Source organism: Hyphomicrobium sp., from assembly GCF_041659645.1.
Taxonomy (GTDB): domain Bacteria; phylum Pseudomonadota; class Alphaproteobacteria; order Rhizobiales; family Hyphomicrobiaceae; genus Hyphomicrobium_B.
Window position 1 is genome coordinate 438,690 of sequence record NZ_JBAZXX010000002.1, and the last position, 26,708, is coordinate 465,397.

The 26,708-nt window shown below is 56.4% G+C and carries 26 protein-coding genes and 1 pseudogene; 13 read left to right on the top strand and 14 right to left on the bottom strand.

Going from position 1 to position 26,708, the window contains the following annotated elements; all coding sequences use genetic code 11:
* Positions 1 to 87: 87 nt before the first annotated feature.
* Positions 88 to 1,191 (bottom strand): linear amide C-N hydrolase, encoded by a 1,104-nt coding sequence (locus WC811_RS07135; RefSeq protein ID WP_372642457.1) that lies wholly within the window; start codon positions 1,189 to 1,191, stop codon positions 88 to 90.
* Between the two features lie 490 nt (positions 1,192 to 1,681).
* On the bottom strand, positions 1,682 to 2,431 hold the full coding sequence (locus WC811_RS07140) for a glycosyltransferase family 25 protein (protein WP_372642459.1): 750 nt from the start codon (positions 2,429 to 2,431) through the stop codon (positions 1,682 to 1,684).
* 253 nt (positions 2,432 to 2,684) lie between these two features.
* Here WC811_RS07140 and WC811_RS07145 point away from each other — a divergent pair, with 253 nt between their 5' ends.
* The 4 genes from WC811_RS07145 (at position 2,685) to WC811_RS07160 (ending at position 6,825) form a co-directional block, all read left to right on the top strand.
* The gene (locus tag WC811_RS07145) at positions 2,685 to 3,653 is read left to right on the top strand and encodes a polysaccharide pyruvyl transferase family protein (protein WP_372642462.1); all 969 of its coding nucleotides are present in this window, start codon (positions 2,685 to 2,687) and stop codon (positions 3,651 to 3,653) included.
* The gene (locus tag WC811_RS07150; protein WP_372642464.1) at positions 3,650 to 4,648 is read left to right on the top strand and encodes an alanine racemase; all 999 of its coding nucleotides are present in this window, start codon (positions 3,650 to 3,652) and stop codon (positions 4,646 to 4,648) included. The genes WC811_RS07145 and WC811_RS07150 overlap by 4 nt, the downstream gene beginning before the upstream one ends.
* Before the next feature lie 44 nt (positions 4,649 to 4,692).
* Positions 4,693 to 5,907, top strand: coding sequence for a hypothetical protein (locus tag WC811_RS07155; protein WP_372642466.1), 1,215 nt, complete (start codon positions 4,693 to 4,695; stop codon positions 5,905 to 5,907).
* 477 nt (positions 5,908 to 6,384) lie between these two features.
* Positions 6,385 to 6,825 (top strand): cupin domain-containing protein, encoded by a 441-nt coding sequence (locus WC811_RS07160; protein WP_372642468.1) that lies wholly within the window; start codon positions 6,385 to 6,387, stop codon positions 6,823 to 6,825.
* A 143-nt stretch (positions 6,826 to 6,968) separates the two neighbouring features.
* Here the strand turns inward: WC811_RS07160 and WC811_RS07165 are convergent, their stop codons facing one another.
* Positions 6,969 to 8,567, bottom strand: a complete 1,599-nt coding sequence (locus WC811_RS07165) for a glucan biosynthesis protein (protein WP_372642470.1) — start codon at positions 8,565 to 8,567, stop codon at positions 6,969 to 6,971.
* Positions 8,568 to 9,060: 493 nt separating this feature from the next.
* On the bottom strand, positions 9,061 to 10,083 hold the full coding sequence (locus WC811_RS07170) for an AraC family transcriptional regulator (protein ID WP_372642472.1): 1,023 nt from the start codon (positions 10,081 to 10,083) through the stop codon (positions 9,061 to 9,063).
* 163 nt (positions 10,084 to 10,246) lie between these two features.
* On the opposite strand from WC811_RS07170, the gene WC811_RS07175 reads away from it, so the two are divergent.
* The 3 genes from WC811_RS07175 (at position 10,247) to WC811_RS07185 (ending at position 12,330) form a co-directional block, all read left to right on the top strand.
* On the top strand, positions 10,247 to 10,474 hold the full coding sequence (locus WC811_RS07175) for a DUF4242 domain-containing protein (RefSeq protein WP_372642474.1): 228 nt from the start codon (positions 10,247 to 10,249) through the stop codon (positions 10,472 to 10,474).
* Between the two features lie 103 nt (positions 10,475 to 10,577).
* Positions 10,578 to 11,402: a methanethiol S-methyltransferase gene (gene mddA / locus WC811_RS07180; RefSeq protein ID WP_372642476.1), complete on the top strand. Its 825-nt coding sequence runs from the start codon at positions 10,578 to 10,580 to the stop codon at positions 11,400 to 11,402.
* A 112-nt stretch (positions 11,403 to 11,514) separates the two neighbouring features.
* Positions 11,515 to 12,330 (top strand): class I SAM-dependent methyltransferase, encoded by an 816-nt coding sequence (locus WC811_RS07185; protein ID WP_372642478.1) that lies wholly within the window; start codon positions 11,515 to 11,517, stop codon positions 12,328 to 12,330.
* A 108-nt stretch (positions 12,331 to 12,438) separates the two neighbouring features.
* Here WC811_RS07185 and WC811_RS07190 read toward each other — a convergent pair whose 3' ends face one another.
* The 3 genes from WC811_RS07190 to WC811_RS07200 all read right to left on the bottom strand — a co-directional run bounded on the left by WC811_RS07190 (position 12,439) and on the right by WC811_RS07200 (position 14,774).
* The gene (locus WC811_RS07190) at positions 12,439 to 12,930 is read right to left on the bottom strand and encodes a DUF302 domain-containing protein (RefSeq protein WP_372642480.1); all 492 of its coding nucleotides are present in this window, start codon (positions 12,928 to 12,930) and stop codon (positions 12,439 to 12,441) included.
* A 160-nt stretch (positions 12,931 to 13,090) separates the two neighbouring features.
* Positions 13,091 to 13,918, bottom strand: a complete 828-nt coding sequence (locus WC811_RS07195; protein WP_372642482.1) for an alpha/beta fold hydrolase — start codon at positions 13,916 to 13,918, stop codon at positions 13,091 to 13,093.
* An 82-nt stretch (positions 13,919 to 14,000) separates the two neighbouring features.
* Positions 14,001 to 14,774, bottom strand: coding sequence for an alpha/beta hydrolase (locus WC811_RS07200; protein ID WP_372642484.1), 774 nt, complete (start codon positions 14,772 to 14,774; stop codon positions 14,001 to 14,003).
* A 212-nt stretch (positions 14,775 to 14,986) separates the two neighbouring features.
* On the opposite strand from WC811_RS07200, the gene WC811_RS07205 reads away from it, so the two are divergent.
* Positions 14,987 to 15,916, top strand: coding sequence for a cupin domain-containing protein (locus tag WC811_RS07205; protein ID WP_372642486.1), 930 nt, complete (start codon positions 14,987 to 14,989; stop codon positions 15,914 to 15,916).
* A 274-nt stretch (positions 15,917 to 16,190) separates the two neighbouring features.
* Complete coding sequence (locus WC811_RS07210; RefSeq protein ID WP_372642488.1) at positions 16,191 to 16,883, top strand: peroxiredoxin-like family protein; 693 nt, start codon at positions 16,191 to 16,193, stop codon at positions 16,881 to 16,883.
* 11 nt (positions 16,884 to 16,894) lie between these two features.
* On the opposite strand, the gene WC811_RS07215 is transcribed toward WC811_RS07210, so the two are convergent.
* Both WC811_RS07215 and WC811_RS07220 read right to left on the bottom strand, forming a co-directional pair.
* Positions 16,895 to 18,139: a patatin-like phospholipase family protein gene (locus WC811_RS07215; protein ID WP_372642490.1), complete on the bottom strand. Its 1,245-nt coding sequence runs from the start codon at positions 18,137 to 18,139 to the stop codon at positions 16,895 to 16,897.
* A 28-nt stretch (positions 18,140 to 18,167) separates the two neighbouring features.
* Positions 18,168 to 18,671: a DUF302 domain-containing protein gene (locus tag WC811_RS07220; protein ID WP_372642492.1), complete on the bottom strand. Its 504-nt coding sequence runs from the start codon at positions 18,669 to 18,671 to the stop codon at positions 18,168 to 18,170.
* A gap of 305 nt (positions 18,672 to 18,976) precedes the next feature.
* On the opposite strand from WC811_RS07220, the gene WC811_RS07225 reads away from it, so the two are divergent.
* Both WC811_RS07225 and WC811_RS07230 read left to right on the top strand, forming a co-directional pair.
* Positions 18,977 to 19,243 (top strand): hypothetical protein, encoded by a 267-nt coding sequence (locus WC811_RS07225; RefSeq protein WP_372642494.1) that lies wholly within the window; start codon positions 18,977 to 18,979, stop codon positions 19,241 to 19,243.
* A 133-nt stretch (positions 19,244 to 19,376) separates the two neighbouring features.
* The gene (locus WC811_RS07230; RefSeq protein ID WP_372642496.1) at positions 19,377 to 21,023 is read left to right on the top strand and encodes a M12 family metallo-peptidase; all 1,647 of its coding nucleotides are present in this window, start codon (positions 19,377 to 19,379) and stop codon (positions 21,021 to 21,023) included.
* Here the strand turns inward: WC811_RS07230 and WC811_RS07235 are convergent.
* From WC811_RS07235 to WC811_RS07245, 3 genes are all read right to left on the bottom strand, one after another.
* Positions 20,998 to 22,191 carry an MFS transporter gene (locus WC811_RS07235; protein ID WP_372643691.1) on the bottom strand — a complete coding sequence of 398 codons (1,194 nt, stop codon included), beginning with the start codon at positions 22,189 to 22,191 and terminating at the stop codon, positions 20,998 to 21,000. The genes WC811_RS07230 and WC811_RS07235 overlap by 26 nt on opposite strands.
* Before the next feature lie 144 nt (positions 22,192 to 22,335).
* Entirely contained in the window at positions 22,336 to 22,821 is a 486-nt protein-coding gene (locus WC811_RS07240; protein ID WP_372642498.1) for a cupin domain-containing protein, read from the bottom strand.
* A 199-nt stretch (positions 22,822 to 23,020) separates the two neighbouring features.
* The gene (locus WC811_RS07245; protein ID WP_372642500.1) at positions 23,021 to 23,848 is read right to left on the bottom strand and encodes a 3-hydroxybutyrate dehydrogenase; all 828 of its coding nucleotides are present in this window, start codon (positions 23,846 to 23,848) and stop codon (positions 23,021 to 23,023) included.
* Between the two features lie 324 nt (positions 23,849 to 24,172).
* Between WC811_RS07245 and WC811_RS07250 the strand changes: the two are divergent.
* Positions 24,173 to 24,337: pseudogene (locus WC811_RS07250) on the top strand (LysR family transcriptional regulator); the annotation flags it as partial.
* Between the two features lie 81 nt (positions 24,338 to 24,418).
* Positions 24,419 to 25,114, top strand: a complete 696-nt coding sequence (locus tag WC811_RS07255; protein WP_372643694.1) for a LysR family transcriptional regulator substrate-binding protein — start codon at positions 24,419 to 24,421, stop codon at positions 25,112 to 25,114.
* On the opposite strand, the gene WC811_RS07260 is transcribed toward WC811_RS07255, so the two are convergent.
* Both WC811_RS07260 and WC811_RS07265 read right to left on the bottom strand, forming a co-directional pair.
* Positions 25,095 to 25,805, bottom strand: coding sequence for a peroxiredoxin-like family protein (locus WC811_RS07260; RefSeq protein ID WP_372642502.1), 711 nt, complete (start codon positions 25,803 to 25,805; stop codon positions 25,095 to 25,097). The genes WC811_RS07255 and WC811_RS07260 overlap by 20 nt on opposite strands.
* A gap of 94 nt (positions 25,806 to 25,899) precedes the next feature.
* On the bottom strand, positions 25,900 to 26,601 hold the full coding sequence (locus WC811_RS07265; RefSeq protein WP_372642504.1) for a peroxiredoxin-like family protein: 702 nt from the start codon (positions 26,599 to 26,601) through the stop codon (positions 25,900 to 25,902).
* Positions 26,602 to 26,708 lie beyond the last annotated feature (107 nt).

The following is a 26,708-nucleotide window of genomic DNA, read 5'->3' on the forward strand; positions in this document are numbered from 1 at the left end:
CGCATTGGCCGGCGATATAACAGCCAGAAATCCAATACCTGACAAAAGGAGCAGAGTTCTTAAGCGCATATTGCCCTCGGGTTGCGTTCAAGGCGCGAGTGATTTGATGACCTCGTCGCCCGTTATGGACGTTTTGACGATGTTCTTGCCGTCGATGTCCATCTTCATCAGATCGACCATGCGGATCTGGCTGTTCTCGTGAGTGCGGAAAAAGTACTGCTTTGCTTTGAGGTCGCTGACCGAGGTCCAGAGCGTGTAGTCCGCTGGGATGTTTCCGTGCTCGTCCTTCTGCTCGCGGGCGGCCCCTTTAGGTATGTCGAATTGGTTCAAGATATGGAAGGCTTGCAAAATGGCATCGCGCCCAGTTTTTGAGGGGAAGACCGACTGGCTGAAGGCGACCGCTCGAACAAAGCGAGATGGCGGCGTGAAGTCTCCCGGCAGCCCAGCCATGCCCGAGCCCTGGCCTGTCGGTAGCAGCTTGATGGTGCCAAGCTGTACGGGAGGCGCGCTGGTCATCGAGTAATTCACGAAGTTACGAAGGTTTGTCATGTGCCAGTCAAACGTTGGCGAGTTGGTCACCACGCCTAGCGGATCGTCGTAGACGTTGAGTTTGCCGCCGACATACTCGATGACGATACTTTTGCCGGTGGCATCGTGCACGATATAATGGGCCTCGGGCGCGAAGCCCCATCCGGCAAACACGACGGAAGGGACGACAACGCTGCCGATATTGGCCTTCACCTCGTCAACGCTCGCGAAGTTTTCCAAAATCCAGGATGCGACTTCCCACTGTGCAATGGTCTTCCCGGCGTCGGCTGCGGTGTATGGCATATATCCAGCCGACGTTGGAAAGTAGAACATCCCAGCGGCCAAGCCTTTTTCATTAAGCCCGTCGAATAGGATCGGAAGTCCGACACCGTTCATCCCGACACTCGCGTACTTTGTCGTCCACTTCAGTCCTTCTTTTCCGTCTGGAGTGGTTCCGATCCGCGCATAGCCGCGCGGGACCATTATAAGTTCGGAGTGGATATCGGTGGCAAATTCTAACGTCCGGGCGTGCACCACGGTGCCGTCTTCAGCAATGAGACGAATGCCCGTGCAGGCTTGTACGAATTGTGCCGAGGCACCGAGAAGCATTGCCACGATAGCAAGTGCGGAAACTCTTTTGAGCGCGGCGGATTGCCTAAACATTTTTGTTGCACTTTCTTATGCTCTCAATCCGAGAGACAATTCCGGAAAAAATCACTTCCGCGTCTTAGACTTCGATTTCGCGGACACTATGATCTGTTGTTAGGTCCAGAACAGCCACGCCGCGACGGGATTGTTGATATGACCGCAAGAGCCTAGAAACTACCCTAACAGTTCGTCAGCACTCGGAATAACTTTCGATGAGAAATTTAAGGACGTGGCGGGGGCGAACGACGCCGCCTAACGACTGCGCGAGGTGAAGATTCAGTGGGAAAATGAGCGACGCCGGTAGGCGCGAGGACGCGATTCGCATTGTGCTTCGCACTCTTAGTTCCAATTGCATCGATAATCGCCTGCGCGATCTCACGGCTCTAGGCTGAACTCGTGTGCCGATGGGAAACTTCGACTTAGGGTCAGTACCCGATGTGCAGGGGGAACTCTCGCTTCAACTAAGCGAAGCGAGCGGACGCCCGAAGTGGGTGCTTCCGAATTCCTACAATTGGCTTGCCGCTCGTCCGACGTTGAAACAGCAAGATAGATAGTTCGCGATCCCCATCTTGCGAACATTAAATATCATCCGGCGAATTTGGTTGCGTTTTTGAGGCCGGCTTCTGACAGGTATAGTCGTTTCGAGATCTATGCCGCTTGCTTGAGTAACGGGCGGCGGTTCAATTCCGTAAACATTGAGATCAAGCTGCCAGGGCCACCTAATCTCGACATCGATTGGTTCGTTGACAAGACGCGGCGTCAGAAGCTTCTCGGCTCCCGAAGCGCTAATCACCAATCCCGTAGTGCTTCTCGGAACTCTCAGATAGCGAACGATGCTCCTTCCGCCCCCGATCTGTGCCACGACCTGAAATGGCCGAGAGGAGGTTTCAATCAAACGAATGACGTCCCAATTTCTTGGAGCCATTTGCACGGCGCTCTCGATCGCCGCTAGGCAATCGCTCTCGATACGCGCGTCATCTTCGAGCACCAGCGCGAAAGGCAGTCCTGTCTCAAGGATAGCTTTGCATATCGTAAGATGGCTCGCTGAGCACCCAACCTCTCCCGGACCCATTCGATCATCATAAAATGGCAGAAGCCACTCAGGCAAGGTACGGCCATCCACTGCAGAGATGCGCGCTGCCGAGATACCAGCCATCAAGAGCTCCCGCTCCAATATCTCGCGCCGTGCCAGATCTCGGTCGAGGTTTATATAAAATGCTGGAATGGATGCCGGAAAAGATTGGCGCCTTAACATATCTCACCTGCCGCGGATCAAACACAATTCGATTACCGCGATTCGTTCGCATGAGCCGCTCAACAGGCAGGAGCCGTCATGGCAACCGAAAAGTTATCAACGTTCGGCTTGGGCAAGCTTGGAAGAAGAGCTAATCGGCGATTGCACAATGCTGCTTGTCCACATCTTCGCCGGCAGAGTTGCTAGCGAATGTTTGAATTTTCGCGCTACCGTTGCGGCATCAGAGTCAAATTTCGATCCGTAGTAGGAAGCCATGGGCGACCCTCCCGACAGCCTGCGAACCGAGATGCAGCGCTACCTTGATCAGTTTAGCGGTGAGAACGTGTTATTTGTGCCCAATGAGGGCAATGCCGGCGATTGTCTGATTTTTGCTTCAACACTGAAGGCAATGGCCGGAGCTTCGATCAACTTTGAAATCGCGGATGATGGCGCCGACTTCAAGAACCGCACAGTCTTCCTGGGCGGAGGCGGCAATCTCGTCGGCGTGTACCGAGGTATGCGTCAAACAATTGAAGCTTGCCGTTCTGAAGCTGCGCGCGTCATTTTGTTGCCTCATACGATCAGAGGCAACCGCGAATTGATCGAGTCTCTCGACAGTCGCTTTACTGTGTGCTGCCGGGAATGGAGATCGTTCGAGTACGTCCGCAAACTCAACCCCGATCTGGATTGCCACATTGGTCACGATATGGCGTTTCATTGTGACGTCGAGGAATTCTTGTGTGACCCGGAATGTAATGAGGTCGGTCCATCCCTGCTGAATGACGGCCTTGTGCGTAGCGGCACAACTCTTGAACGGCTCTCCGAGCTTCCTGTCGTGCGCTTCATGCGCAAAGATCGCGAAGCCCGGTCATCGAGAACTGCCAGCGACCTCGACGTGTCGGGAGCCTTCGGTCCTGTCGCTGACGTTGATACATCCAAGCTGGCGGCTTGGTGCTTCTTAAAAACGATCTCGGCGGCGAAGCGCGTCATCACGGATCGATTGCATGTCGCGATAGCTTGCGCTCTTCTCGGGAAGAATTGCGAGCTTCTCGACAACTCTTACAACAAGAACCGGGAGGTCTATGCATACAGCCTCCATCGCTTTGGTAATATCTCCTTTAAGCAAAGCGCAGGCGCCACGATCGCGGACAAGCCGCCGTTGAAGAAGTCTCTATTTGCGAAGGCGGCCAACCGCGCTCACCGTTTCGCGCGCGATTGGTTGCGAAGCGGCGAGACGCAATGAACGTATTGCCGCGAATGATTGCTCCCATACCGTCGCGGTTGCGGACGGCCGAACGCGATCGCGGGCAATTCAGAAATCCAAATTTGCAATTGAGTGTTAATCTCAGTGTTGTTCGGCACAACGTCGAGGCCATTGCCGCTGCAGTCGGAGTTGCTTTGTTACCGGTGGTGAAGGCCGACGCCTACGGATTAGGTATTAAAGAAGTCTGTGACACGATTGCGGATCTGGCTGCTGGGTTTTGTGTGTTTCAAGCCCGGGAAGCGATCACCGCGCAGTTGGCGGAGCGCACCGGGAAACGCGTGCTCGCGCTTGGGCCACCAGAGTCTTCGGACCCGGACGATTACATCGCCCTCCGCGTAACGCCGACGGTATGCAACCCCATTCAAGCTCTACAGCTCCGTAGGGCGCGCCCGGCCCTGTGCGTCGATACCGGAATGCAACGCTTTTCCTGTCCTCCCCACATTTGCCGAGAAACGCTCATCGCCGGAGATTGCCGCGAGGCATTTACGCACGCGACGCAGCTCTGCCACGTCGAAACACTCATGGAATTGACCTCCGAGTACGATCTGGAGCGACACGCGGCGGCTAGCAGCCTGCTACATCATCCGGTAGCCCGGCTTGATGCTGTGCGGCCAGGCTTGGCTATGTATCGAAACGCGATCAGCATTTCGTCACAAATTGTCGAACTTCGAGATGCGCGCGGCCCTGCGGGCTATTCCGGTTTTACGTCCCCGCGTCACGGTGTGATTCTCGTCGGCTATTCGCACGGCCTTCGCAAGGGACCATGCGTTATCAACGGTCGAAAATCTCGAATTCTGGAAGTCGGAATGCAGTCGGCGTTTGTCGAGGCCGGCCCTGAGGATGGGGCGGGAGACGAAGTCGTTCTTCTCGGTGAGGATCTCTCGGAAATCGACCTCGCGCCATGTTGGAATTGCAGTCCTCATGAAGTTTTGACGTCCCTCTCTTTCGCCGCGACGCGCCACTATCGTTACTGAGGCTACTCGCAACGTTATCCGTTTTTTACAGCCGGAATTTAATAATGCCGAGCCTTCAAGTGCACGTTTCCGATGATGGACTTCGTCGCGAAGTTCGCAGCAAAAGCAAACTACCCGATCTCTTTTTTGAAGTGTGTCCTAGAGATGGTGCCGTCGCTCCGGAATTTGATGCCTGCGACTTCGCACTCATCGCAATGTTGCCTGTCGCAATGCACGCGATGACGGATTTGCATGCGGAATTCGAAGTCGATTCGGCGCTCTTGGACGGGTTAGATCACTTTCAGGAGGTCTGGCACGCGTGGCGACCGGATATCTTCAAGAAGAAGATCAAGATTTCCTGCGACGGCGAGTATCTCCGTGTTCCCGTCTATAATCGCACTCCTAACGCGGTGGCAGCATTTTCTTCAGGTCTCGATAGCACCTTCACTTTAAGCCGCCATGCAAGGGGAGATGCTGGTCGGGCGGTCCGAAATGTTCAGACCGCCGTGATGGTGCATGGTTTCGATATGCCTCTTAATGCGGATGACGGTTTTGAAACGCTGGCTCGTAACGGATCGGCCATATGTGCGGATCTCGGAGTAGACCTTGTTACGGTGAAAACGAACTGGCGAAGCATAATTCCCAACTGGGAGATGACTTTCGGGGCGGGCTTGGCTTCGGTTCTGCATCAATTTTCGAAAGCGCATGACGTGGCGTTGATCGCGACGGAAGAGAGTTATCAGAACAGCTTTCCCGTATGGGGAAACAGTTTCTGGACGGATCGTTTCTTTTCGTCGTCACGGCTAAAAATCGAATCTGACGGCGGTGCCTATAACCGAATAGACCGGGCTCAGTACGTCGGTCGACATCGCGAACTGGTTCCACACCTCCGTGTCTGTTGGGCTGGTCCGCGTACTGGTGAAAATTGCGGTGTCTGCCCTAAGTGCGTGTTGACCAAACTGAATTTCTTCGCCGCCGGCGTCGCCGAACCGTGGCCCTTTCCGCAAGGCCTCACTTCGGAATTGATCCGAGGAATGCCATTGAGAACACGGTGGCAGAAGCAGTTCCTTGAATTGATCCTCTCGAAGATTGAGAATAAACCGTCGGTCGATGCGTCGATCGTCCGAGCCGTCTCGGAAAGGCTCGATCTTGCCGACTCCGCCAGAGAACCAAAGCATTTCGCCCCTACACTGACATCGATAATTTCACCGCCTTTCGGGCCTCTTCGAGGTAAGATTCACGATCTTCTTGGTTTTCGTCGGGCGGAAGGAAGTCGCTAATCGACTGCGAAATGGCCATTGCGACTTTAAGAATCGGAGCCGCTACGAGATGCCAGAATAGCCTTGGTCGTCTCAGCGATGCGGGCGAAACTTGCCCTTAGTCGTGTGCCACACGTCCGCTCTTGGAGGCCTTCCCGACATTAGGTCCGCTTGGCAAAGCGCCATATGAGTTCGACACGATTTCCATGGGCGCAGAGCCCGTTTTGCAGAGAAAGCCGACAATTCCGACCATCCCTGTCTAGCGAAGGGCGCTGGCCATGAGTTGTCTGCTATAATTTCAACAGCAGACGTAATTGAATGACGGCCAGGGTCAAAGTTAAAGCTTAGATTCGATCTCGTCGTTCGGCACCAGGTTGAAATTAGTTTTTAGGTAAAGTCAGGTTCGCATCCCCACGGTGATCTCCACTTGGATTAGGTGAAGCGGTAAAGGGCGGCGATTTATCGCCCGTCGAGTAGCATAAGAGAGGTTCTAATAAAATGCAGACTTCAACCATGATGATTGCCGTGGCGTGCTGCCTCTTAGCAACTCGCGGCGAAGCGCGAGCTCAGCCGGCACAAAAAGAGACTTTGCTCCAGACGGACCACGCATGGAACGGATCTCCTTACCGAAGCTATCCCTCGGGCCAACCGCAATTGACGATGCTGAAGCTCACCGTCGCGCCTCATACGGCGCTTCCCTGGCATACGCACCCCGAACCCAATGCGGGCTACATTCTGTCCGGCGCGCTCACCATTCAGGATAAGGAGTCGGGAAAAACCATAACGCTGCATGCGGGCGAAGCTTTCGCGGAGACGGTGCATGACGTGCACCGAGGTGTGAACGACGGCGACGTACCGACTGTTATCATCGTCACTTACGCGGGGGTCGTCGGCACGCCGACATCGGTGCCCGCCAAGGGCGAGAAGTCCGAATATTAAACGCTCGGCTAGTTCCGACGTGGAGTAATCACGGAAAGGTTCTCGTTCTCCAACTGCGCTTAAGCGCTGACCGACGCCTTATCGACGTCCTGGCTTTCTTGAGGTTTTTACGGCCGCTTTGGCACATAAATTTCTGCATGCAATCATACGGTCAGAGGATTGAGCTGATAAATCCAGGTTTCAGTCAAGGCCTGTCCATTAAAGCGAAGATAAGCTCGAAGATCCACGATTTCTAAACCCAGCGTCTCAACATCGAACATGGCTCGCCATCGCAAAGCTTCTCCAACAACGGGATAACTTACGCTATTCGTTACAGCTCCCCGCGAGGCATCCACGATAAGTTCGACGCCGCTTGCTCGATCAAGTCCGTTAAAGCAATTGCCTTTGAAATCGATCACGACTTTGACTTTATTCGGCTCTCTTTCCTTGAAGCCGAGACCTGGCGGTCCGCCAATTCCGGTCCAAGTGCCAATAGTGCTGGCGAGGCCTTGCGGTAACTCTGGCTGATCACACCAGTTCAGCGTGTAGTGGAAAGTTCGACTCTCGCCCGCCTTCCGGAAGGAGCTGGGGCACCAGTACGCCACAACGTTGTCCCAGGTCTCTTCGCCTGTCGGCATTTCAACAAGGTGGACAGCGCCTTCGCCCCATTCTCCGATTGGCTCAACCCAAACAGACGGGCGCTTATCGTAAAACACGCCGTCATCGAGGTAGTGATCGAAATGCCTATCACGCTGCAGCAGGCCAAATCCCTTTGGATTGTGGTCCACAAAAGTGTTTGTCGTGATCTGCGGTGGATTGCGCAGCGGACGGCAGATTCGTTCGCCGGCGCCAGTGAACATCGCCCGTCCATCGCTGTCATGAATTTCAGGACGCCAATCGCGCGGCTGTTGAACTGCTGCCTCGCCATACCAGAACATGCTTGAGAACGGAGCGATACCAACCCTTTCCACGTCGGAACGGAGGTAGAGATTAGCTTCAATATTCATCTCAGAGTTCGAGATTCGATTCGACTGAGGAGCGCGCCGAACCTGCATTTTGTACGCCCCGGTAACGCTTGGGCCGTTGAGAAGCGCATAAATAAATAGGGGGCTCCCGGGTTCGATGGATTGTTCCAACCATAAGTGAACAAATTTGGGAAATTCTTCCGGGACGGCGGATGCCGTGTTCACGGCAATTCCACGGGCAGAAAGTCCATATTGGTTGAAGGGAGACGCGCTACGAAAATACGAAGCGCCAATCATCGCAAACCAGTCCGACAAAAGGTCTTGGCTCATAATGCGCAAGCCAGCGAAGCCGATACCTTCTGGAAGAGCGGCGGCCGGATTATCGGCGGGAATGTCAAACAAGTCCTGCCTGTAGATTATGTTTCGTGAATAGCCCTTCGAGACGATTGCGATGTCAACGGTGTCCGGAGCATATCGTCCAAGATGAAAAAGTTGGATCGGGTAACCAACATCCGCGCCCGCATAGATCGTGCGCTCCTTCCGGTACCGGATGCCCTGGTAGGCGTCGTAGTCGATCTTATTGACGAGCTCTGATTCCGTTCGTGCCAAAGGCACATACGGCTTTTTTGAAAGCAATTCGGCTTCGTGTTTGATTGCATCAAATGAAAATTTCGTCGCGGTACCAAGTTCTGAAGATAAGAGGCCGAAGGTGGCTGCGGCACAACCCTCGCTTTCACAGAAGGGCGATATAATTGCGCCACCAGCGATAGACAAAACGTTTCGCCGATTGATGGTCATTTGCCAAGTGCTCGGGGGACCCGGACCTTTTCCGTTTCGTAACTTCCCTTCAACTCCGGATCGGTCGCGTCGGTTCCTAAGCCAAAGGCGACCGATCGGCACAAATGGCGACCGTCTCAGCACCCTCCATTGCCTTCATTCCGGTATGCGAAAGCATTTGAATCGAGCGTGAGTGTCTGTGGATCTCGCGCCTATGCGGGCCGCGCGGTGCACGAGATGAGTTCCTGCTCGCTACCACGGCGCAGAACCTACGCAAGCTCGCGAAGCTCCTCATCCGGCCGCCCAGACCATCGGGAAGCGTGCATTGCGTCTGCGTAGGTGGCGTCAGTGAGCGAGTTACATGCCGCTCAGGAGCAGAGCGGTAGCACCGACAGGCGCCGTCGCGGTCAGCGCTCCTATCTACTTGGCGACTTTGTCAACAAAATCGGTCCGAAGCCGACATAAGCGGGCTTTTTTCCGGTTCGGTACTGGACAAGGAACAGCAGCCCCAATGCTATGATCTCTGGCGCCAAGGATCGGGGGAAAGTGACCCGGCAGTTCGCCGCGATCCGTTGTCATCGAAACGGTGACGCCAGGCCGATGGCGGTATGCCCACCAACTTTTTGAAAGCTCGGCTGAAAGCTGCCTCAGAACCGTAACCGACCTTGGCAGCAACTCCCGCAATATTGGTGCTCCCGCCGCTCAGAAGTCTCGAAGCGATCTGCATCCGCCATTTCGCGAGATAGTACATGGGGGGCATGCCGATGAGGATAGCGAAGCGTTGCGCCAATACCGAGCGCGACAGTCCTACGTCTTTCGCTAACTCCTCAATTGTCCAGTTGCGCGCCGGCTTTGCATGCATCAGTGACAAGGCCTTGCCGACGAACGGGTCGCGCAGACCAGCAAGCCATCCCGCCTCCTCCGGCGTGATGGCCTCCAGATGCCGGCGAACGACCTCGATGAACATCAACTCACTCAATTTGGCCAACACGCTTTCGCCACCGGCACGTTTGTTCGCCGATTCGAGCATGGCCACGCGGATGAACTGGCTGAGCCAGTTTGCGTCGTCACCCTGTTTGCCACCAACCTTGATGACCGCCGGGAGGTTTTCGAGAAGCGGATTGAATGGCTGGGCGTCACAGGCGAGGTAACCGCACACGAACTTAGCCGAGACTGGCCCGTCGCCGCCGTAGTTGATGAAGAACGGCAATTGGCCGGCGGCCGCGGCGTCGAGCGCGCCGCGAGGGCCCCGCATGCCCGGACTACTAGCTAGGATATGCGGATCGCTTTTGGTGAAGACTATGACTTCGCCAGCCTCGATCGCGATTGGCTCCTCACCGACGATATTGGCAAAGCAACGTCCTTCGGTCATCACATGGTACGCGATCAAATGCGCGGCACCCGGCAAGATTTTCGGCAGGATCATCTCTCGCGGCGGCGACTCTGCGACCCACGGGGCCGCGGCGACAACGTCAAAGAACGTCGCGCCGGTAAGCCGAACCGTCTTCAAGACATCAGATAGCGCGTCAGCTGCCATTCCATCTCCGCTGGACGCCCAAGCATCTTATCAAGACGCCCTATCAAAAAGCTGAGATTTCCGACGCCGCGTCATGCATCGCGGACGCCTAGTCATTCGCGTTCGCTGCAATGTTCCTTAGGAAACCGAGGTCTCGAACGCTTCCACGATAGGAGCAAACGTCATGTATCTCTATTTCATTTGCCGCCTGAGCGCATGGGCAAACTTGGCTGAGCTCGAAGCCGCTGACGTCAAATCAGCCAAGTTCGGCAATGAAGAGATGCCCGACCGGGTCCGCCGGATGCGCAGCTATATCGTTATGGAGGCCAACGGATGGCTCGGATCGTTTTCCGTTTACCGGGCGAAAGATCCCGAATTGTTCCGCGAGCATGCCCGGGGCGTCGGGAGATGAGATCTTCCCGGTCGTCAACACCGTCGTCGTCCGGCAGGGCCCGGTAGAGGCAAACGCCACTGCCTGAGATCACGCAACTGATGCAAAGTAAAGGGAACAACTAATGATTAAATCTCACGAAGGGCACGCGCGAGAATCTGGAGAGCACATAACATTTGCCGGCAAGAGAGGCATCCTTAATCGGGTAATTTCTTTCCTTTACGGAGTTGCGGCCTATGCCGTCTTCTTGATCACTTTTCTCTACGCCATAGGCTTCGTTGACGGCCTCGTAGTGCCAAAGACTATCGATAGCGGTCACGAGACCCCGCTGGCCGAAGCAATTATCATCAACATTTCCCTTCTGGCGGTGTTTGCCCTCCAACACAGCGTGATGGCACGCCCGCAATTCAAAAGATGGTGGACGCAATTCGTGCCAAAAACGATCGAGCGCAGCACTTATGTTTTGTTAGCGAGTCTGGCGCTTGCCCTGCTGCTCTGGCAATGGCAGCCAATTCCGGCAGTGGTCTGGCATATTGGAGGTCCTCACACCGCAGCCGCAGTGACAGGCTTATCGCTCGCAGGTTGGCTATTCGCGCTGACTAGCACGTTCTTGATCAACCACTTCGAGTTGTTCGGGCTGCATCAAGTGACCAGCAATCTCGCCGGCCACGCGACAGCGGCACCACGTTTTCTGACCCCACTGTTCTATAGGTTCGTGCGGCACCCGCTTTACCTAGGTTTGATCATCGCGTTTTGGGCAGCGCCGACGATGACTGTTGGCCACCTCTTGTTCGCGGCGGGGACAACCGCATACATCTTCGTTGGCATAATGTTGGAAGAGCGCGATTTGATCGATCTCTTCGGCGACGAGTACCAACGCTATAAGGACCGTGTGTCGATGCTGGTGCCTTGGCGCGCAACCCAGCCACAAAATACAAAGCCGACGTAGATGAATCCCTGCAGCGCTATAGCTTCTTTCTTGAGCTTATTTCTCGCGCCACTTGAAGCCGATGCGAAGTCATTTCAGTAGCAATTACCGGTTAAAAAAATAGAGAAAATCCATGAATCCGAACAAAGAACTTTGGGAAAAGGGCGATTTTACGCGCATTGCGGAGAGCATGAGAGAAAGTGGTGATGCGCTCGTCAGCGGACTTGGAAGCATAAAGGGTCTGAAAATTCTCGATTTGGGATGCGGCGACGGAACGACCGCATTACCGGAGGCGAAACTCGGAGCAGACGTATTGGGCATTGATATAGCGAGGAACTTAGTCGAGGCAGGCAACAAGCGCGCAGAAGAGGAAGGCCTTACCAACTGCAAGTTCCAGGAAGGCGACGCGTCGGACTTGCATCAACTGGAAAGCGATACTTTCGATCTCGTCATCAGCATCTTTGGAGCTATGTTTGCTCCAAGACCGTTTTATGTGGCCAAGGAGATGGTGCGAGTTACCCGAACAGGAGGTAGGATCATTATGGGGAATTGGATTCCAAATGATCCGACATTGGTTGCGCAAATATTGAAAATTAGCTCTTCGTACTCGCCACCGCCGCCGGAAGGCTTTATTAGCCCAATGACGTGGGGAATCGAGGATAACGTAGTCGAGCGATTTGCCGCCGCAAACGTTTCAAAAGAGAAGATATCATTCGCCCGAGGCGCCTACAATTTCAACTTTCCCAGCCCGCCATCAGAACTAGCTGATGCATTCAGAAAATATTATGGGCCAACCATGCACGCGTTCGATGCAGCAGAAATGAACGGTCGTGCAGACGATCTGCGGAAGGAGCTAGAGTCTTTGTTCAACACGCAGAACAGAAGCCTAAGCGAGATGGCGACCTCCATTTCTGCAACCTTCTTGCGCGTCACAGTTGATCTCAATTGATCTATAAGCGCGCCGATAAAGCCGTTCGAGTTCGGTATGCTACTACGTCGAAATGTCCGCTTTGGGCCTTGATCGTGTAAAAACGCACGATAAAGGTTCTATAGGACGCTAGCCGGCCACCTTGACCAGCGCCGCCTCGAGCTCACGATCGAGATATCGCGCCACTTCGCTGATCGTCTCGTTCTCGAACTGCCCGAAAAGTGACGATGGCCTGTCATACTCGAATACTACATCTCCCGCTTCGGTCTCAAGAAGTGCGACGCGGAGGGGGGCGTAGAGCGCTGCACCTAGATTGTGACGCGTCATCTTAGAAGCGGTAATTGGATTTCCAATCTCGTATTGCACAGCGTTCCGCTTCCGGCCCGCGATCTCCAGTAGCTCCCCATGGTCGCGAGAAAGGAACATAAAGAGCCTAGGGCCGTGCTCCTCAATCTCTTTAATGCGTTCTTGATCACCATTGCTCAGTAGAACCTTGATGTGCTCGTCGAGCTTCGGGAGATCGGCCTCGATGGTGGCACGCACCTCGGCAAACGCTCGTCTGCAAGTGATCCGTACGTGTTCGACTGGGATCTGCGTGGACGATACTTTGACAGCAGGCATGGCTTTCTCCTTTGGATAGCCTTGAACATGACAGTGCGTGTCACGTCGACTCAGCGGGGGGCGTCTAGATCGCGACTATGTTCGGACCCCGAAGCCGAGCACTGGCGGATGTTCGCAAGACCGAGGCGACGATCGAGAGACGCCGCCTCGATCGGGCTCATCAGCGGAGGAAATCCAGAGCCTGCTGAACGAAAACGGGGTAATACTGAAAAATGCCGCCATGGCTGGCATCCGGGAAAATGCTCAGCTGTGCATTGGGGAGGCGGCGGGCAAGCTCGAACGAGTTAATAGTCGGCGCCATCACGTCATCGTCGCCGTTGGCAACGAGAACGGGATGATGAATCTCGCTAAGCTTGGAAGGATTTCCCTGCCCCCACGCATGAATGGCGGTGAGCTGTGCACCGATGGTCTCGTTGCTGATGCTAGCATCCCGATCTGCCGTACGCTCATTCAGGCGAGCGAGGAAGGCATCAGCCGCGGCTTGGCCGTTGCTAGTTTGAGAGAAGAACAGGAAATGCTTTGGATGCTTTCCTGAGGCGCCTGCCTTAGCGACCGCGTCTTGTAGAACTGCGCTCATGTTCGAGATCCCTTCGCCGCCTGCGGGACCAGAACCGGCGATGATGATCTTGCGGACGAGGTCGGGCTCCTCCTGTGCGATCACCTGCGCGATGAAACCTCCCAGCGAGAAACCCAACAAGTCGACCTTGCTCAAACCCAGCGCACGGATGAACGCGACCGCATCGCTGGCCATCGCTTCGACGGAAGCGGGCGTCGAACCGCCGGACGCGCCAACGCCCCGGTTGTCGAATGCGATCACGTGGTGTTCAGCCGCCAGGCCGTCTACGACCCTCGGGTCCCAGTCATCGAGAACTGCGGTCAAATGATGAAGCAGAACGACAGGCACCCCGCCCTTTTTCCCAAGCTCCCGGTAGACGAACGGGGTTCCGCCAACATCGATCGATTGGCTCGGGACATTAACGAAAGACATTTCTTCATTCCTCTCGGTTGGACGGCAGCAGCATCAAAGGCGAATGGAGGAGTCCCGGCGCAAATGCGCCGGGAGTCTAACGTCACTTCGCAAGCGTCGCCTTTTCGATGACCGCAGCGACTTCGTCCGCATGAACAACGAGCGAGGCGTGGCTGCCAGAGACATCCGTGACGTGGGCACGCATTCGGTCGGCGAACATCTTCTGCACCTCGGGCGCAATAACTTTGTCCTTGGTGGTGATCACATAGAACGTTGGCTTGTCGCGCCAAGCTGCCGTATCGACGGGAGCCTCGAAGGCCACGTGATTCAGTGGGAGCTGGTGGTTGGCCAAGGATTCTGCAATTTGGGGAGGCAGGTCGGCTGCAACCGCCGATGGAAATACTTTGGGGTCGATGTAGAGGTTGCCTTTGTCGTCCGGATGAATTGCGGCCGTGCCTTCGGTAGCGGGGCCGCTGTCGGACAGAGTCTTCAAGGACTGTCCCACATCGGGTGCGAATGCGGACACATAAACAAGCGCCGACACTTTGGGATCATTGCCCGCTTGTGTGATGACGACGCCACCCCAGGAATGACCGACAAGGACAGTCTTGCCGTCCTGCTTTGCGAGCGCCTGTTTGGTAGCATCGACGTCTGCAGCGAGGGATGTGAGCGGATTTTCAACGAGGGTTACGTTGTAGCCCTTTTTCGAGAGGATATCCGCAACCGGCTTCCAGCTCGTTTGATCAACGAAAGCGCCATGGACCAACACAATGCTGTGAGCCGCCCCTTTGGGTAGCTCAGCCGCTTGGGCAGAGGTCACGATTGCTGCTGCACCGGCCGAGAGAATGGAGGCGGCGGACAGCAGAAGATTTCGCATCGAATGTTCCTTTGGGAAAGTCGGACAGCCCAGGTCCATTGAGTGGGTGGGCGTTTCCAGCAGGAACGCGGTTCTTCTATCACCGATTTCGGGATGATCGGTGCACGTCGCTTCAGCCTGCGCGACATCATTTAGGATGGGGGCATTTCGGACGATAGGCGTCTTCCGTCCGAATATTGTGTCGGATCGTGCGGTGGCTTAGAGTGGCAGGTATGGATGTGCTCGCTGACGTTCTTGATCGTGTTCGCTTCGGGGGAACGTTGCTTTTCCACTTTGAGCTCGGGCATCCCTGGAGCTTGGCACTCCCAAAGCGCCCCTACGCTCTGTTCCATTACCTCAGTAAAGGCGCCGCCACTCTGGCTCTCGAACAGGGAGAAGATTTGAATATGAGCGCCGGCGACTTCGTCGTCATTACCAGCGGCGAACAACATCTGCTTTATTCTGATCGGTTGACCAAGCCGTTCCCGCTCATGGACCTCGAACGACCGTCCGGACGTCTCGGGGTCGTGCAACACGGCGGCAATTCGGAGCCGACAGCGACAATGATCTGCGGCAATTTCACGGTATCGCAGCCCTTACGCAGCAGCGTTCTTGAGTTCCTTCCTCCCGTGCTTTTGCTGCGACCGCCAACCAACGGCGAGGGACTCGATGCGATTCTGAAGCGCATGGTCTCCGAGTCGGCGCTAGCGCGACCGGGCCAGGACATTGCGCTCTCGCGATTGACGGAGGTGCTTTTTGTCGAAGTGTTGCGAAGCTGGATTACATCGCTCCGTCCGGGAGAAGGTGGATGGCTCGGAGCGATGGGTGATCCGCATATCGGACCTGCGCTGCAGTTGATTCACGAACGACCGGAGAGGCCTTGGACACTTCAAGAACTAGGCAATGGGGTGGGCCTTGGTCGCTCGGCATTCTCGGCGCGCTTCACAAAGCTTGTTGGCCAGCCGATGCAGCGTTATCTGATCGCGCGTCGGATGGCGGAGGCTGCATTTCTGCTCCAATCAAGCGATGAGGCTATCGCGAGAATCGCGAGTCGAGTTGGCTACGAAACGAGCGCCGCATTCTCGAAGCTGTTCCATCGGCACTACGGCTTGTCGCCCGGCCGCTACCGCGCAACGCAGCGTAACACCGACAGCGAAAGCTAAAAGGGAGGACCGGCGGCTTTAAACCGCTACCGCGCTCGTTCCACTTCCCTCCAGCACGATGTCAGCTATCTCCGCTTTTTAAACGTCCGCTCTAGTCCGCTCGTATACAAAAGCCGACATCGGTTTGACGTTCGGCGAGGTCAGCATCCGCGTCACTAGAAAGTCTGCTTTCGCGGGCAAAGCGGAAGCGGTCCTTTCCACCCTGACGCCCTAGCGTCAATCAACAAACGACTTTATCGTGCACGCGCTTGGCGACCCCGGAACATTTCACATAATGAACGATAAGAACCTCGAAGACGCATTTCGCCGAATTTGTGCCTCCGAGGCTCCGCTGAGCGAGCGACTGAATGCGTTTTCACAAGCGGTTCACCGCTTCTCGCTTCCCTTTGCAAACGTCTATGACGCCCTTGTGGAGCGAATTCGTTCGGGAGGGGCTGGCCAGAGCGCCCCAAATATCGGCGAGCAGATGCCTCCATTTTTGTTGCCCGATGGCCGGAACAGGCTTGTCACGCTCGACGACATCGTGCGCGACGGTCCTGCCGTCATCAGTTTCAACCGCGGGCACTGGTGCGAATATTGCCTCATCGAACTTACCGCATTTCGCGAAGCGCTGAAAGAGTTCGCTCTGCACGGCGCGCGCGTTGTATCGATCATGCCGGAATCGCAAGCCCACATATCGGAAATGGATCATCACGATGTATTCACCATCGTCTCCGACATCGACAACGGCTACGCGCTCGAACTCGGCCTCGCGATCTGGCTCGGCGACGATGCGCGCCGGCTCTATCTCGAGCACGGCCTGGAGCTTCAGAAATATAGCGGTAACGACACTTGGTTTCTGCCGATACCGGCGACCTTCGTCGTTGATAAAGACGGCCGTATTATCGATCGGTACGTTGATCCCGATTTTCGTAACCGCATGGAAATAGCCGATATCTTGTCGGCCCTGCGCCGAGCCGCCGAGTAAGCGAGTACGGCTCATCGCGAATTTTCGCCTCGTGCTCTACGCCCTGGCGCGGATATGGCTTGCGAAGGCAGCGCATCGCGCGTCATCATCTCCTCGATCGAAATGGAATCCTCCGGCTCGTGCAGGAAGACGCCTTCAATCGGGTCGACCTTGCGCTGCCACGGCGCCTGTTCGATCGTGCGCATTGTTTGATCATACCCCGCCTGCCAGCGCTTTTTGATACCGGAGGGGGTGAAGTCGACATCCTTCGTATGGTCTTCATTCTCGTGGCCGGACCACAAAAGGCGCACGAAATGCATGCGCGTCAGGCAGCCGTAGCCCGTCAACTCGCGCACATCTTCTCGCGTTCGCAGCTCTTCCGGAATGTATTGAGCGAGTTCTTTGATGATGTGTCGAAGGCGGTGGATCTGCGCCTGTCGCGTTATGTGGGTCGCCACGCGGCTTGAGTATTGGATGTTCTTTTGCCGATGCAGGACGTCCCAGATCGTCTCGGGCTCTGGACCGACCGGATTCCACATGTGCACGGCGAAAACGAGAGAGTTCTTGCGTGGTTGATCATCGAAGATGGTCTCGGCGGGCGTGTTCGACAGAATGCCGCCGTCCCAATAGAGTTCGCCGTCGATGCGCACTGCCGGAAACGCCGGCGGCAAAGCGCCCGACGCCATGATGTGCTTCGCCGCAATCTCGGTCTCGAGACTGTCGAAGTAGCGCATCTGACTGGTGCGCACCTGCGCAGCGCCGACCGTCAAGCGCGGCCTATTGCGACGGATGAGGCTGAAATCCACAAGCTCGTTCAGCGTCGATTCCAGTTCCGACGTCGAGTAGAAACCCGCCTTCTCGGCCCCGAGTTGAACGTACGGTCCGAAGAAGGCCATTGGGTTCGGCTTGTAGAAGCCCGAGATTCCGCTCGTCAGCGCCTGCCAATAGGAAAGCCCTGATGCGAGTTGCGGCCAGAGCATTAATGCGTCCCAGGCCGCGCGCTGCGTCATACGTCCCCAGAACTCCTGCAGCGCCGCGAGCCGGTTGTCTGGCTCGTTGCCGACGATGAGCGCCGCGTTGATGGCGCCGATCGACGTACCGATCACCCAATCCGGCTCAATGCCTGCCTCGTGAAGGGCGTGGTAGACGCCGGACTGATAAGCGCCGAGCGCGCCCCCGCCCTGGAGGACGAGTACAATTTGGCCGTACCCAGCCGTCCGATTGTCGGGCCGTGCGCGGGATTCCGCGTTCGCTTTGATTTTCGGTACTAGCGTCATGACTCCTCCTCGGACCGCAAACAGCGGATCATTGTTTCGAAGCGACGCTTGATGTGATTGATGCGATGACGTCGGACGCCATCCTGAATTGCGCTTCACGGTCGGTGATGCCGTGCCGCTTAGCAATCCACCCGAAATCCGTATACACGGCCCAAACCCGACCGTCGGCGTCTTGCCGAACGAGAAGGCGCACCGGCCAGTCGAGCCCGGAATCCGGATTGGAAGTCAGAAACTGAATGCCGAGTGGTGGATTGCCGAAGATCAGCAAAGTCGACGGGTTAAGCTTGATGCCTGCGGACGCACCGAGTTGAGTTTGATCGACCGCTAGAAAGAACTTAATGCCCTTCTTCGCAATGTCGGCCTCGATCCGTGTGATCGTTTCGTCAAAGCCGTAGGCGCTCTTCACCTTGACCACGCCGTCTTCGCTCGTTGTGGCATAGGCTGAGGTCGATGTATTCGCGAGCGGTATTGCAAAAGCGGTGACCGTCGCGATGAGCAACGCGCTGAGCAGCGTTGATGGCTTGAACGTCATGGTTGTCTCCTCATTGATTGAACCAACGAGACCTGTGGTTCGGATATCGCCACAATGACGAGGTGCTGCTCTTTCCGGAAATATAGATTGGCTTCGAAGTCGATAGTCGTCGCCTATTGAGAGAATTTGGCGCGCTGGAAGGCGGGAAGGCCGTCAAGGCAATCTAAATGTTCGTGACATAGCGCGGAGCTATGAATTCAAGCGCCAAACGGCATTTCAGTCCGGGCCCGCCTCCCAATAGGTTCTCGCCAACCCCGCTCACGGAAGAGTGGCGGTCAATGACAAAGCAACAAGGAGAACCCCCAATGAAACTCATTTCCGCATCTGCACTCATCGCGCTTTTCGCGGTTTTCGCGTCGCCTGTTTATGCGGCTGAAGACTGCGACGGTGGCTTCAAGACCCATATGGGTAAAATGTCGATCTATATCGATAAAATGTCCGGTTACGAGCTTGCCGACGCCGTACGCAAGTCGCTTGACGCTTACAATTCCTGCAAGGCCGGAGACGGTTTCTCTCCGCATGGCGTATGGGACCAAATCGAAGCTGACATGGCGGCCAAGCACGGGAAGTAACAGCGTTCACAACGTTCCATGTGCTACAGCCTCGTGGGCATGGCGCCTGCGAGGTTTTTTTTAGAACCGGCGTGCCTACTCGCGCTGACGATTCCGCGGAGTCCGCCCTATGCCTTCGATCCGCAGACACCGATTGACCGCACCTTTGGCATTAACGGCAGCGAGCCTGTTTCTACTCGCTAGATTTGCCGCCGGGGAGCCCGGCCAATCAACGGTAGAATCCGTCTTATCGAACCTTCCGGTTACCGATAGCCCGGCCTACGCCGCGATCTATAACGCGGCCGGGCATCCGCATCGCGATATCCTCGACATGACAAAGGCCGAGGTCTGGGCAATTCCGGGCGATAAATGGGGTGCCGTCACGGCGGCCGCCGCGAACGCAGGCGTCAAGCTTACAAAGCTCGATGAGGGGTGGAATCAGGTGATGACGCCGATGGCGAAAACCGGTGCGATGACCTCGGCGCAGACCTCGATAATGCATGAGGAGATGGACTCCAAGGCCGCCGTTACGATCAGCATGATGGCGCTCCGCTCGCCGAGCGTCGAGGAATACGCGCTGACCAAAGGTATGCACGATACCGATCCGACCGCGCCGCGGCCGAAGCTTCTCCTCCCTCTTGCGGAGGGTAAAACAGTAACCGCCGTGCGGATAGGCGTCGCGCCGGTCGCCGGCGGTTATGCTTGGCACGGGGCTGTCGAGGAAACGGGCGAACCCGTGACACTCCTCTGGTGGCCGTCCGGCAAGATGTCGGGTTCCGTCACCTCCAAAGGTCACGTCTATGCGGTGCACGACCTCGGCAACGGCTTGCATACTGTCATCGAAATGAACCCCGCGATGATGCCGCCAGAGCATGCCCCCATGGGTTTCGACATGATGAAGAAGATGCATCTGAAGGAAGATCCGCTCGTCGTGCACGGTGATGCAAGCACGCTCATGGGCGACCCGCAGAAGCTTCAACCAGCGCAGGGCAAGCCGGACCGCCTCGACCGGTCGCGTACGCGCAACCAGGAGGACGCGGCGCCTGCCAAGACCACTGTCATAGGCCCCGGCCCAATGGATATCACGCACACTCCCCTGCCCGCGGATGAGACGCGCGAACAGGCAACCATTCGGCTTATCATCGCCTATACGAAGGCTGCCGCCGCGCACTACAACGACATCGAGACCGACCTCATCCCACTTGCCATCGAGGATGCCAACGAGTCGTTCCGCAACAGCGGCATCACCAATGTGAAACTGGAGCTCGCTTACGCGTATGAGACGAACTATGTCGAGAGCGGCACGCACTTCGATCATGTCTTCCGATTCGCCGACAAGGGCGACGGCTACATGGACGAGGTGCACGAGTTGCGCGACAAATACCAAGCCGATGTCGGAATCCTGATTGTGAATGACCCGAACGGCTGCGGTCTCTCAGCTGAGGTCCACGCCCGACCCGATCGGGCGTTTGCTGTCGTCCATCACGACTGCGCGGCGAACATGTATTCGATGGCACACGAAATCGGCCATCTGATCGGTGCTCGCCACGATGAGGCGCTCGATGATGAGAAGCGGCCGTTCGCCTTCGGTCACGGCTTTGTCTATGGCAAATCCTGGCGCACAATGATGAGCTACAAGGACAGTTGCGATGGCTGTCCGCGTGTGCCTGTCTGGTCGAGCCCAATGGTCAAGGTTCGGGGCGTCCCTGCCGGGAACGCCGCGAGCGACGACAATGCTCGGGTGATTGCCGAGAACGCCGCGCGCGTGGCAAGATTCAGGTTCGCATCCGGGCCGCGCTGACGTTGAGATACTGAGTCAGCCAGGCAGCGGCAGCCAGCGATACTCCGATTCCGGCGACGCATGCCGTCCATCCGAAGCGATCGAAAATTTGACCAAGCACGGCACTCCCGACAAGGCCGCCGGCGAAATAGCTTGCCAAATAGATTCCACTCGCCGACGCACGGTTAGACTTCGCTGCGCGGCTGACAAAGCCCGTCGCAAGCGCCTGGGCGAAGAATGTGCCGACGGCGACGAGGATCATGCCTGCAAGAACGGCCGGCAGCGATGGGACAACAAGAAACGGCAGACCTGCGGCGGCGACGACGAGGCCGCCCCAGAGAGCCCGCTTATGGCCGATCTTGCGAGCGACCGAGCCCGCTAGCGGCGTCGTCACAATCGAAGGAAGGAAAACGAAATAGATGAAACCGAGCGTCATCATGCCGACGGCAAGCGGCGGCGCGACGAGAATAAAGTTCACGTAAGTGAACGTGCCGATGAACGCGAAGAGGATGCAGAACCCGATGCCGAAAACCGCGCGCATCTCCGTTTCCTTAATGTGAATCCACCAGGGGTCGGGATGTACCTCGGCTGAGATCGCGGACTTTTTTGGCATCGGCACTTGCCTAACAGTCGTATAGACCAGCGCAGCACCAGCTATGTTGAGCCCGGCAAAGACGACGAAGTTTGCGGCCAACCCAGCGTGATCGACAACCGCAGCCGCGATGAAGCGTCCGACGAGATTGCTGGCGACATTTCCTGTGATGTAGGCGGCGAACGCACCGGCCGATTGTTCGGCTGTAAAGCTTTCGCCGAGATGGGCGAGCGTCAGCCCGAATGCCGACGCCATACAGAGACCCTGCGCCACGCGCAATGATGCAAATATCGCAAGGTTGGGCGCATAGGCCAGCAGCAACGTAGGAATCGACAATACGAGCAGGCTGGCAAGAATTCCGGTCCGCCGGTCGATATGCTGACTTAAAAGTGCGATTGACAGTCCGCCAATAGCCATACCCAGCGTGGAGGCATTCACGGCAAGCCCCATCGCGGCGGGACTGACATCATAATGAGCGGCAAGTGTCGGCAGAAGTGCTTGCGTCGCAAACAAGTCGACCACGGTCAAAAATGCTGTCAGCATGATGATGAGCAATTTAAACATGGGAACCACTGTGACTGCCGGCATCAATGCCATCTCCAGTTCTTTGCGCGTGAGGCTCATCGGCATAGGCGGCTTCCTTCCATTCGTTTGCGTTTGATCCGCGCGGGTCCCGCTGCGTTGTCTCGGTCATCCCGGCCGTAACGCAGAGCCGGGATGACAAACTGAAGAACGACGGCCTTACATGTTGTGGTCGTGCACGTCGGTCGCGATGTCGGCCGAGATCAGCACGACTGGCTTGCTCGACGAGTTCTTCCACCAATGCGACAGGTGGCTTTCGATCGAAAGATCGCCGGCCTTGTGGACGATCGGAACGGAGCATGTGTTCGCGTATTCCGTGATCGTGCCGGAGACGATGTAAATCAGAGCCGGCCGATCATCGTGGCTATGCCACGCGACTTCCCCGCCCGGTGCGATCTCAAGCCGGCGCATGCGGAGGTGATGATCCGCGAGCGCGATCTTTTCCTTTGATAGATCGATTTGACCAAGAAGCTTTTCGGTGACGCCCTTGTGCGCAGTCGCGCCGGGCTTCTGGCCATCGCTCGCCACAACTTTATCGGCCGGGCATTCGCCGGCGCTTGCTGCGGTAATGCCGACAACCATAGTGCCGGCAAGAGCGCCAGCAATCAATATCGCGATCCAGGACTTGCTGAAGGATGATGTCATCGTGTGTCACTCCGAATTGGGTTTCATTTGTCAAGCGCGGGGGCGCTTTCCGAGAGACACAATGGGGAGTTCGGTGGTCTTCTTTGAAATATCGATTGCGTTTCTGTTTGATAGCGCGGGGCTATTGCACGGTATGTAACGAACAAAGAAGTGCACCAGCCCAGGGCGCCGACGCACCATTGCACCGCTGCTCTGACTATTATCGTGCGGTCCACCCGCCTTCGACCGGGAGTGCAGCGCCGGTGATCGACTTGGCGCCATCCTGACAAAGGAAGACTGCCAAATCACCGAGTTCTTCCGTCGTGACGAATTTGCGTGTCGGCTGTGCGTGCAGGAGGACGTCGCGCACAACTTGCGCTTCCGTCAGCATGCGCGCTTTTGCGGTCTCGGGGATTTGCTTTTCTACGAGAGGCGTAAGTACGTAGCCGGGGCAGACTGCATTTGCCGTGATGCCGTATTCAGCAACCTCAAGCGCGACAGTTTTGGTAAGCCCAAGAATTCCATGTTTGGCCGCCACATAAGCGGACTTGTACGGCGATGCGACTAACGCATGGGCGGACGCGATGTTGATGATCCGGCCCCATCCACGCGCCTTCATCTCCGGAACGACCGCCCGAATTGTGTGAAACGCCGCCGATAAATCAATGGCGATGATCGCGTTCCACTTCGACACGGGAAACGTCTCTATTGCCTCGACGTGCTGGATTCCGGCGTTGTTGACGAGAATATCTATATGGCCGAACGCCGTTCTGGCTTCTTCGATCATATCCGCGATCTCACTTTCCTTCGACATATCGGCGCCGGAAAATGCCGTTTTTATTCTGTTGTCGTCCTCCAGGGCTTTGCGAAGGCGATCAAAGTCGGACGACGATCCAAAGCCGTTGAACATAACATTTACGCCGGCTTCTGTGAGCGCGCGGGCGATGCCAAGACCTATTCCGCTCGTCGAACCCGTGACGATTGCAGATTTTCCTCGCAGGTTACGGTTAAGCTTTGACCTTTCCAGCGTTGCGTCGGTGGCTTGCATAGTCGGCTCCATTCTGGGTGTCGCAAAAAAGGAGGGACCCGGCCGGTACAGGGGAGGCGTCGCCGGGTCCCGATAGCAGACGCCTAGGGATGCGTAACGGCTGTCTGCGAACCTCGATTTCGGCTTGAGCCGGCGCGGAGGAAGCGACTTTGGCTAAGCGCCTAATTTCTTGGCTTTTGTCCGCATTCAAACTATCTGTGCTGGCGCTAGATCAGAAATATCGTTTGAGCTAAGTTTCGATACCTTCTGACTATCGGCACTTTTGAACGTCGTTACCCGGACGATATCCGCCCGACCCAGAGTTTCGGACTATTCCCGATGGAAATGCATCAGGTTCGATACTTCCTGGCCGTGGCGCGGGAGCTCAATTTCACGCGCGCGGCGGAAAGCTGCAATGTTGCTCAGCCTTCTTTGACACGAGCGATCAAGCAGCTTGAGGACGAGTTTGGCGGCGAGCTTTTCAGGCGCGAACGCAATCTTTCGCATCTGACAGAGCTTGGACACCGTATGCTGCCGATGCTCCAACAGTGCTACGATAGCGCTTTGACCGCGAAATCTTTGGCAAAATCGATGAAGAGCGGCGCCGTCGCTCCGCTTGCGATCGCATTGTCGGTGACCGTCAATATTATGTTACTTATCTCGTTTTTGTCGGAACTTATACGAGCGTTCCCAGGCCTTGAACTTCGCTTCTATCGCGGCACCAACAGCGAAGTTGCGGAACTCTTGAAAAAAGGGGAAGTGGAGGTTGGCGTGGCCGGGCCGATCGATGGGACCTGGGAGCGGCTTGATTCCTGGCCATTGTTCACTGAACCCTACAGACTGGTGGTTGCAGACAGTCACCGGCTGGCTTCCGCTCCCGGTGTCGTTTCTCCTTGCGAGCTTGCAAGCGAACGTCTGCTCTGCCGCAGCAACTGCGAGAACTTGAAGGAAATTCTGCAATTTCTCGACGAGCGATGCGCTCGCCCCAAGACAAAGCACGACGTTTCGACAGAGCAGGATCTGACAACACTTCTCGAAAGCAATTTCGGTATTGGCATTGCACCCCGAAGCTCGGTGCTCAGCATGAAATCCAAACAGCTGGACCTTGACGGTCTGATGATCGAGAGAACCGTCTATGTCTATGGTGTTGCTGGGAGACAGCGCTCCACGGCGGCGAGCACACTCATCAAAATGCTTCGGGCGGCCGACTGGAGGGTCGTCGAAGAGCAATTGTTTCTCGCAAGCGGCGGCGCCCCTGCGGCGGCGGTCAATTCGCCAGCGACCTGAGCTCATTCAGAATTGAGATCGTGTCCATGCGCTTTCGGTAATCGGGATCGACGAAGCGGGCCTTGACCAGCCCGTCGCGGTCGACGATGAAAGTCGCCGGGATCGGCAGACTCCAATTTGTGTTGCCTTGATAGGGCGAGAAATCCCAACCGGCTTCCGTCATCGCGTGCCGCTTTTCATCATTGACCAAGAAGGCAAGGTTCAGCATCAACGCGTAGCCGTTATCCATGTCGGAAAGGATCGGGAACTTCGCTCCGCCCTCCAATCGGAGCTGAGCATTGAACCGCTCCATTTCCGGCGTGATGGCGACAAGCTGTGCACCGAGGCGGCGCACGTCGTCATGAATCGCCGCGAGCCCTCCTGCGTTGATGCGGCAGTAAGGGCACCAATGTCCGCGATGAAAGGCGATCACTGCTGGCCCGGATTCGATCAATTCGCCAAGACTATGGAGCCGGCCCGTTTGGTCCGGCATCACAAAATCCGGCATGGGTTCGCCGGGTTTTGGCGCGTTCTCGCCGAGACCGGTAGCCCTAAGCTGCGCGACCATACGGTCTACGATGTCCGCAAAATCAGGACTTAGATTGCGGACGTCATTCGCGAATGCTTGGAGCCGCAAGGGCAGCGGCGCATCCATGGTCTGACAACGCGTCGTGCATTCCTGGAGGGCGTCCGATAGCGACTTTGAGGCCATTCAGGCATTCTCCGCGGATAATGTGCCCTGTCGTTGCGCCACACACATCCGCGCGAAAAACTTAGTCTGAATCGTTCCGGCTCTCAACCGCGGATCAGACCTCGCTCCTCGGGAGAGCCGCGATTATATCATCAATTTCCATGCGCTTTCTGAAATCCGGATCGACAAATCGCGCTCTGATTTGGGAATTCTGTCCGACGACAAATGTGGCAGGGACCGGCAAAAACCATCCGTCGTTGCCGTGGAAGGCATCGAGGTGATAGCCGCGCCCTTTCATCATTTTCTTCAAGCTTTCTCCGACCCACATCACCAAGCCGAGCGAAAGGGCATAACCGCTATCGATATCGGTCAGGATTAGGACGGCATCGTGCGTCAGCGTTCTGACGCCGTCCATGAATTCCTGCTGGTCCGGCATGATTGAAACAACCTGTGCCCCCGCTCTTTCGATCTCCAGATGATAGTCGGAGATGGTCTTAAGCTCGATTTTGCAGAAGGGACACCAGTGACCACGATTGAAGCTTAGCACCACCGATCCCTTCGCGGTCAGATCATCGAGGCTCACGAGCGTTCCTGACCGGGATGGAAGGATAAACGGCGGCATCACCTCGCCAACGGAAGGTGCGACCCTTCCGACCTCCCCGGTGTAGAGGCGCGTCACGAGATCGTCATAGGCCTCGGCGAAGGGAAAGTTCAGCTCGCGGAGTTTACCGGCATAAGCTGCCAGCCGTGCATTCAAGGGCGCGTCCATCATGCAGATGTCGGCAAAGGCATCGGCGAGGGTCTGAGTTCGGGTCAAATGCGCGATCCGGATGTTTAGATGACCAGCTTCGGTCCGCAGCGGAGTTCTCCTTCGCGGCCGATAAAGCGTACGAGATCCCCCCAAAACGCCCGCAATGAGCGATG

What these genes read in the sequence shown, in the direction of transcription:
- WC811_RS07135 (WP_372642457.1), bottom strand. Translation starts at nt 1,191, where the DNA reads ATGTTTAGGCAATCCGCCGCGCTCAAAAGAGTTTCCGCACTTGCTATC.
- WC811_RS07140 (WP_372642459.1), bottom strand. Translation starts at nt 2,431, where the DNA reads ATGTTAAGGCGCCAATCTTTTCCGGCATCCATTCCAGCATTTTATATA.
- WC811_RS07145 (WP_372642462.1), top strand. Translation starts at nt 2,685, where the DNA reads ATGGGCGACCCTCCCGACAGCCTGCGAACCGAGATGCAGCGCTACCTT.
- WC811_RS07150 (WP_372642464.1), top strand. Translation starts at nt 3,650, where the DNA reads ATGAACGTATTGCCGCGAATGATTGCTCCCATACCGTCGCGGTTGCGG.
- WC811_RS07155 (WP_372642466.1), top strand. Translation starts at nt 4,693, where the DNA reads ATGCCGAGCCTTCAAGTGCACGTTTCCGATGATGGACTTCGTCGCGAA.
- WC811_RS07160 (WP_372642468.1), top strand. Translation starts at nt 6,385, where the DNA reads ATGCAGACTTCAACCATGATGATTGCCGTGGCGTGCTGCCTCTTAGCA.
- WC811_RS07165 (WP_372642470.1), bottom strand. Translation starts at nt 8,567, where the DNA reads ATGACCATCAATCGGCGAAACGTTTTGTCTATCGCTGGTGGCGCAATT.
- WC811_RS07170 (WP_372642472.1), bottom strand. Translation starts at nt 10,083, where the DNA reads ATGGCAGCTGACGCGCTATCTGATGTCTTGAAGACGGTTCGGCTTACC.
- WC811_RS07175 (WP_372642474.1), top strand. Translation starts at nt 10,247, where the DNA reads ATGTATCTCTATTTCATTTGCCGCCTGAGCGCATGGGCAAACTTGGCT.
- mddA (WP_372642476.1), top strand. Translation starts at nt 10,578, where the DNA reads ATGATTAAATCTCACGAAGGGCACGCGCGAGAATCTGGAGAGCACATA.
- WC811_RS07185 (WP_372642478.1), top strand. Translation starts at nt 11,515, where the DNA reads ATGAATCCGAACAAAGAACTTTGGGAAAAGGGCGATTTTACGCGCATT.
- WC811_RS07190 (WP_372642480.1), bottom strand. Translation starts at nt 12,930, where the DNA reads ATGCCTGCTGTCAAAGTATCGTCCACGCAGATCCCAGTCGAACACGTA.
- WC811_RS07195 (WP_372642482.1), bottom strand. Translation starts at nt 13,918, where the DNA reads ATGTCTTTCGTTAATGTCCCGAGCCAATCGATCGATGTTGGCGGAACC.
- WC811_RS07200 (WP_372642484.1), bottom strand. Translation starts at nt 14,774, where the DNA reads ATGCGAAATCTTCTGCTGTCCGCCGCCTCCATTCTCTCGGCCGGTGCA.
- WC811_RS07205 (WP_372642486.1), top strand. Translation starts at nt 14,987, where the DNA reads ATGGATGTGCTCGCTGACGTTCTTGATCGTGTTCGCTTCGGGGGAACG.
- WC811_RS07210 (WP_372642488.1), top strand. Translation starts at nt 16,191, where the DNA reads ATGAACGATAAGAACCTCGAAGACGCATTTCGCCGAATTTGTGCCTCC.
- WC811_RS07215 (WP_372642490.1), bottom strand. Translation starts at nt 18,139, where the DNA reads ATGACGCTAGTACCGAAAATCAAAGCGAACGCGGAATCCCGCGCACGG.
- WC811_RS07220 (WP_372642492.1), bottom strand. Translation starts at nt 18,671, where the DNA reads ATGACGTTCAAGCCATCAACGCTGCTCAGCGCGTTGCTCATCGCGACG.
- WC811_RS07225 (WP_372642494.1), top strand. Translation starts at nt 18,977, where the DNA reads ATGAAACTCATTTCCGCATCTGCACTCATCGCGCTTTTCGCGGTTTTC.
- WC811_RS07235 (WP_372643691.1), bottom strand. Translation starts at nt 22,191, where the DNA reads ATGGCATTGATGCCGGCAGTCACAGTGGTTCCCATGTTTAAATTGCTC.
- WC811_RS07240 (WP_372642498.1), bottom strand. Translation starts at nt 22,821, where the DNA reads ATGACATCATCCTTCAGCAAGTCCTGGATCGCGATATTGATTGCTGGC.
- WC811_RS07245 (WP_372642500.1), bottom strand. Translation starts at nt 23,848, where the DNA reads ATGCAAGCCACCGACGCAACGCTGGAAAGGTCAAAGCTTAACCGTAAC.
- WC811_RS07255 (WP_372643694.1), top strand. Translation starts at nt 24,419, where the DNA reads ATGAAGAGCGGCGCCGTCGCTCCGCTTGCGATCGCATTGTCGGTGACC.
- WC811_RS07260 (WP_372642502.1), bottom strand. Translation starts at nt 25,805, where the DNA reads ATGGCCTCAAAGTCGCTATCGGACGCCCTCCAGGAATGCACGACGCGT.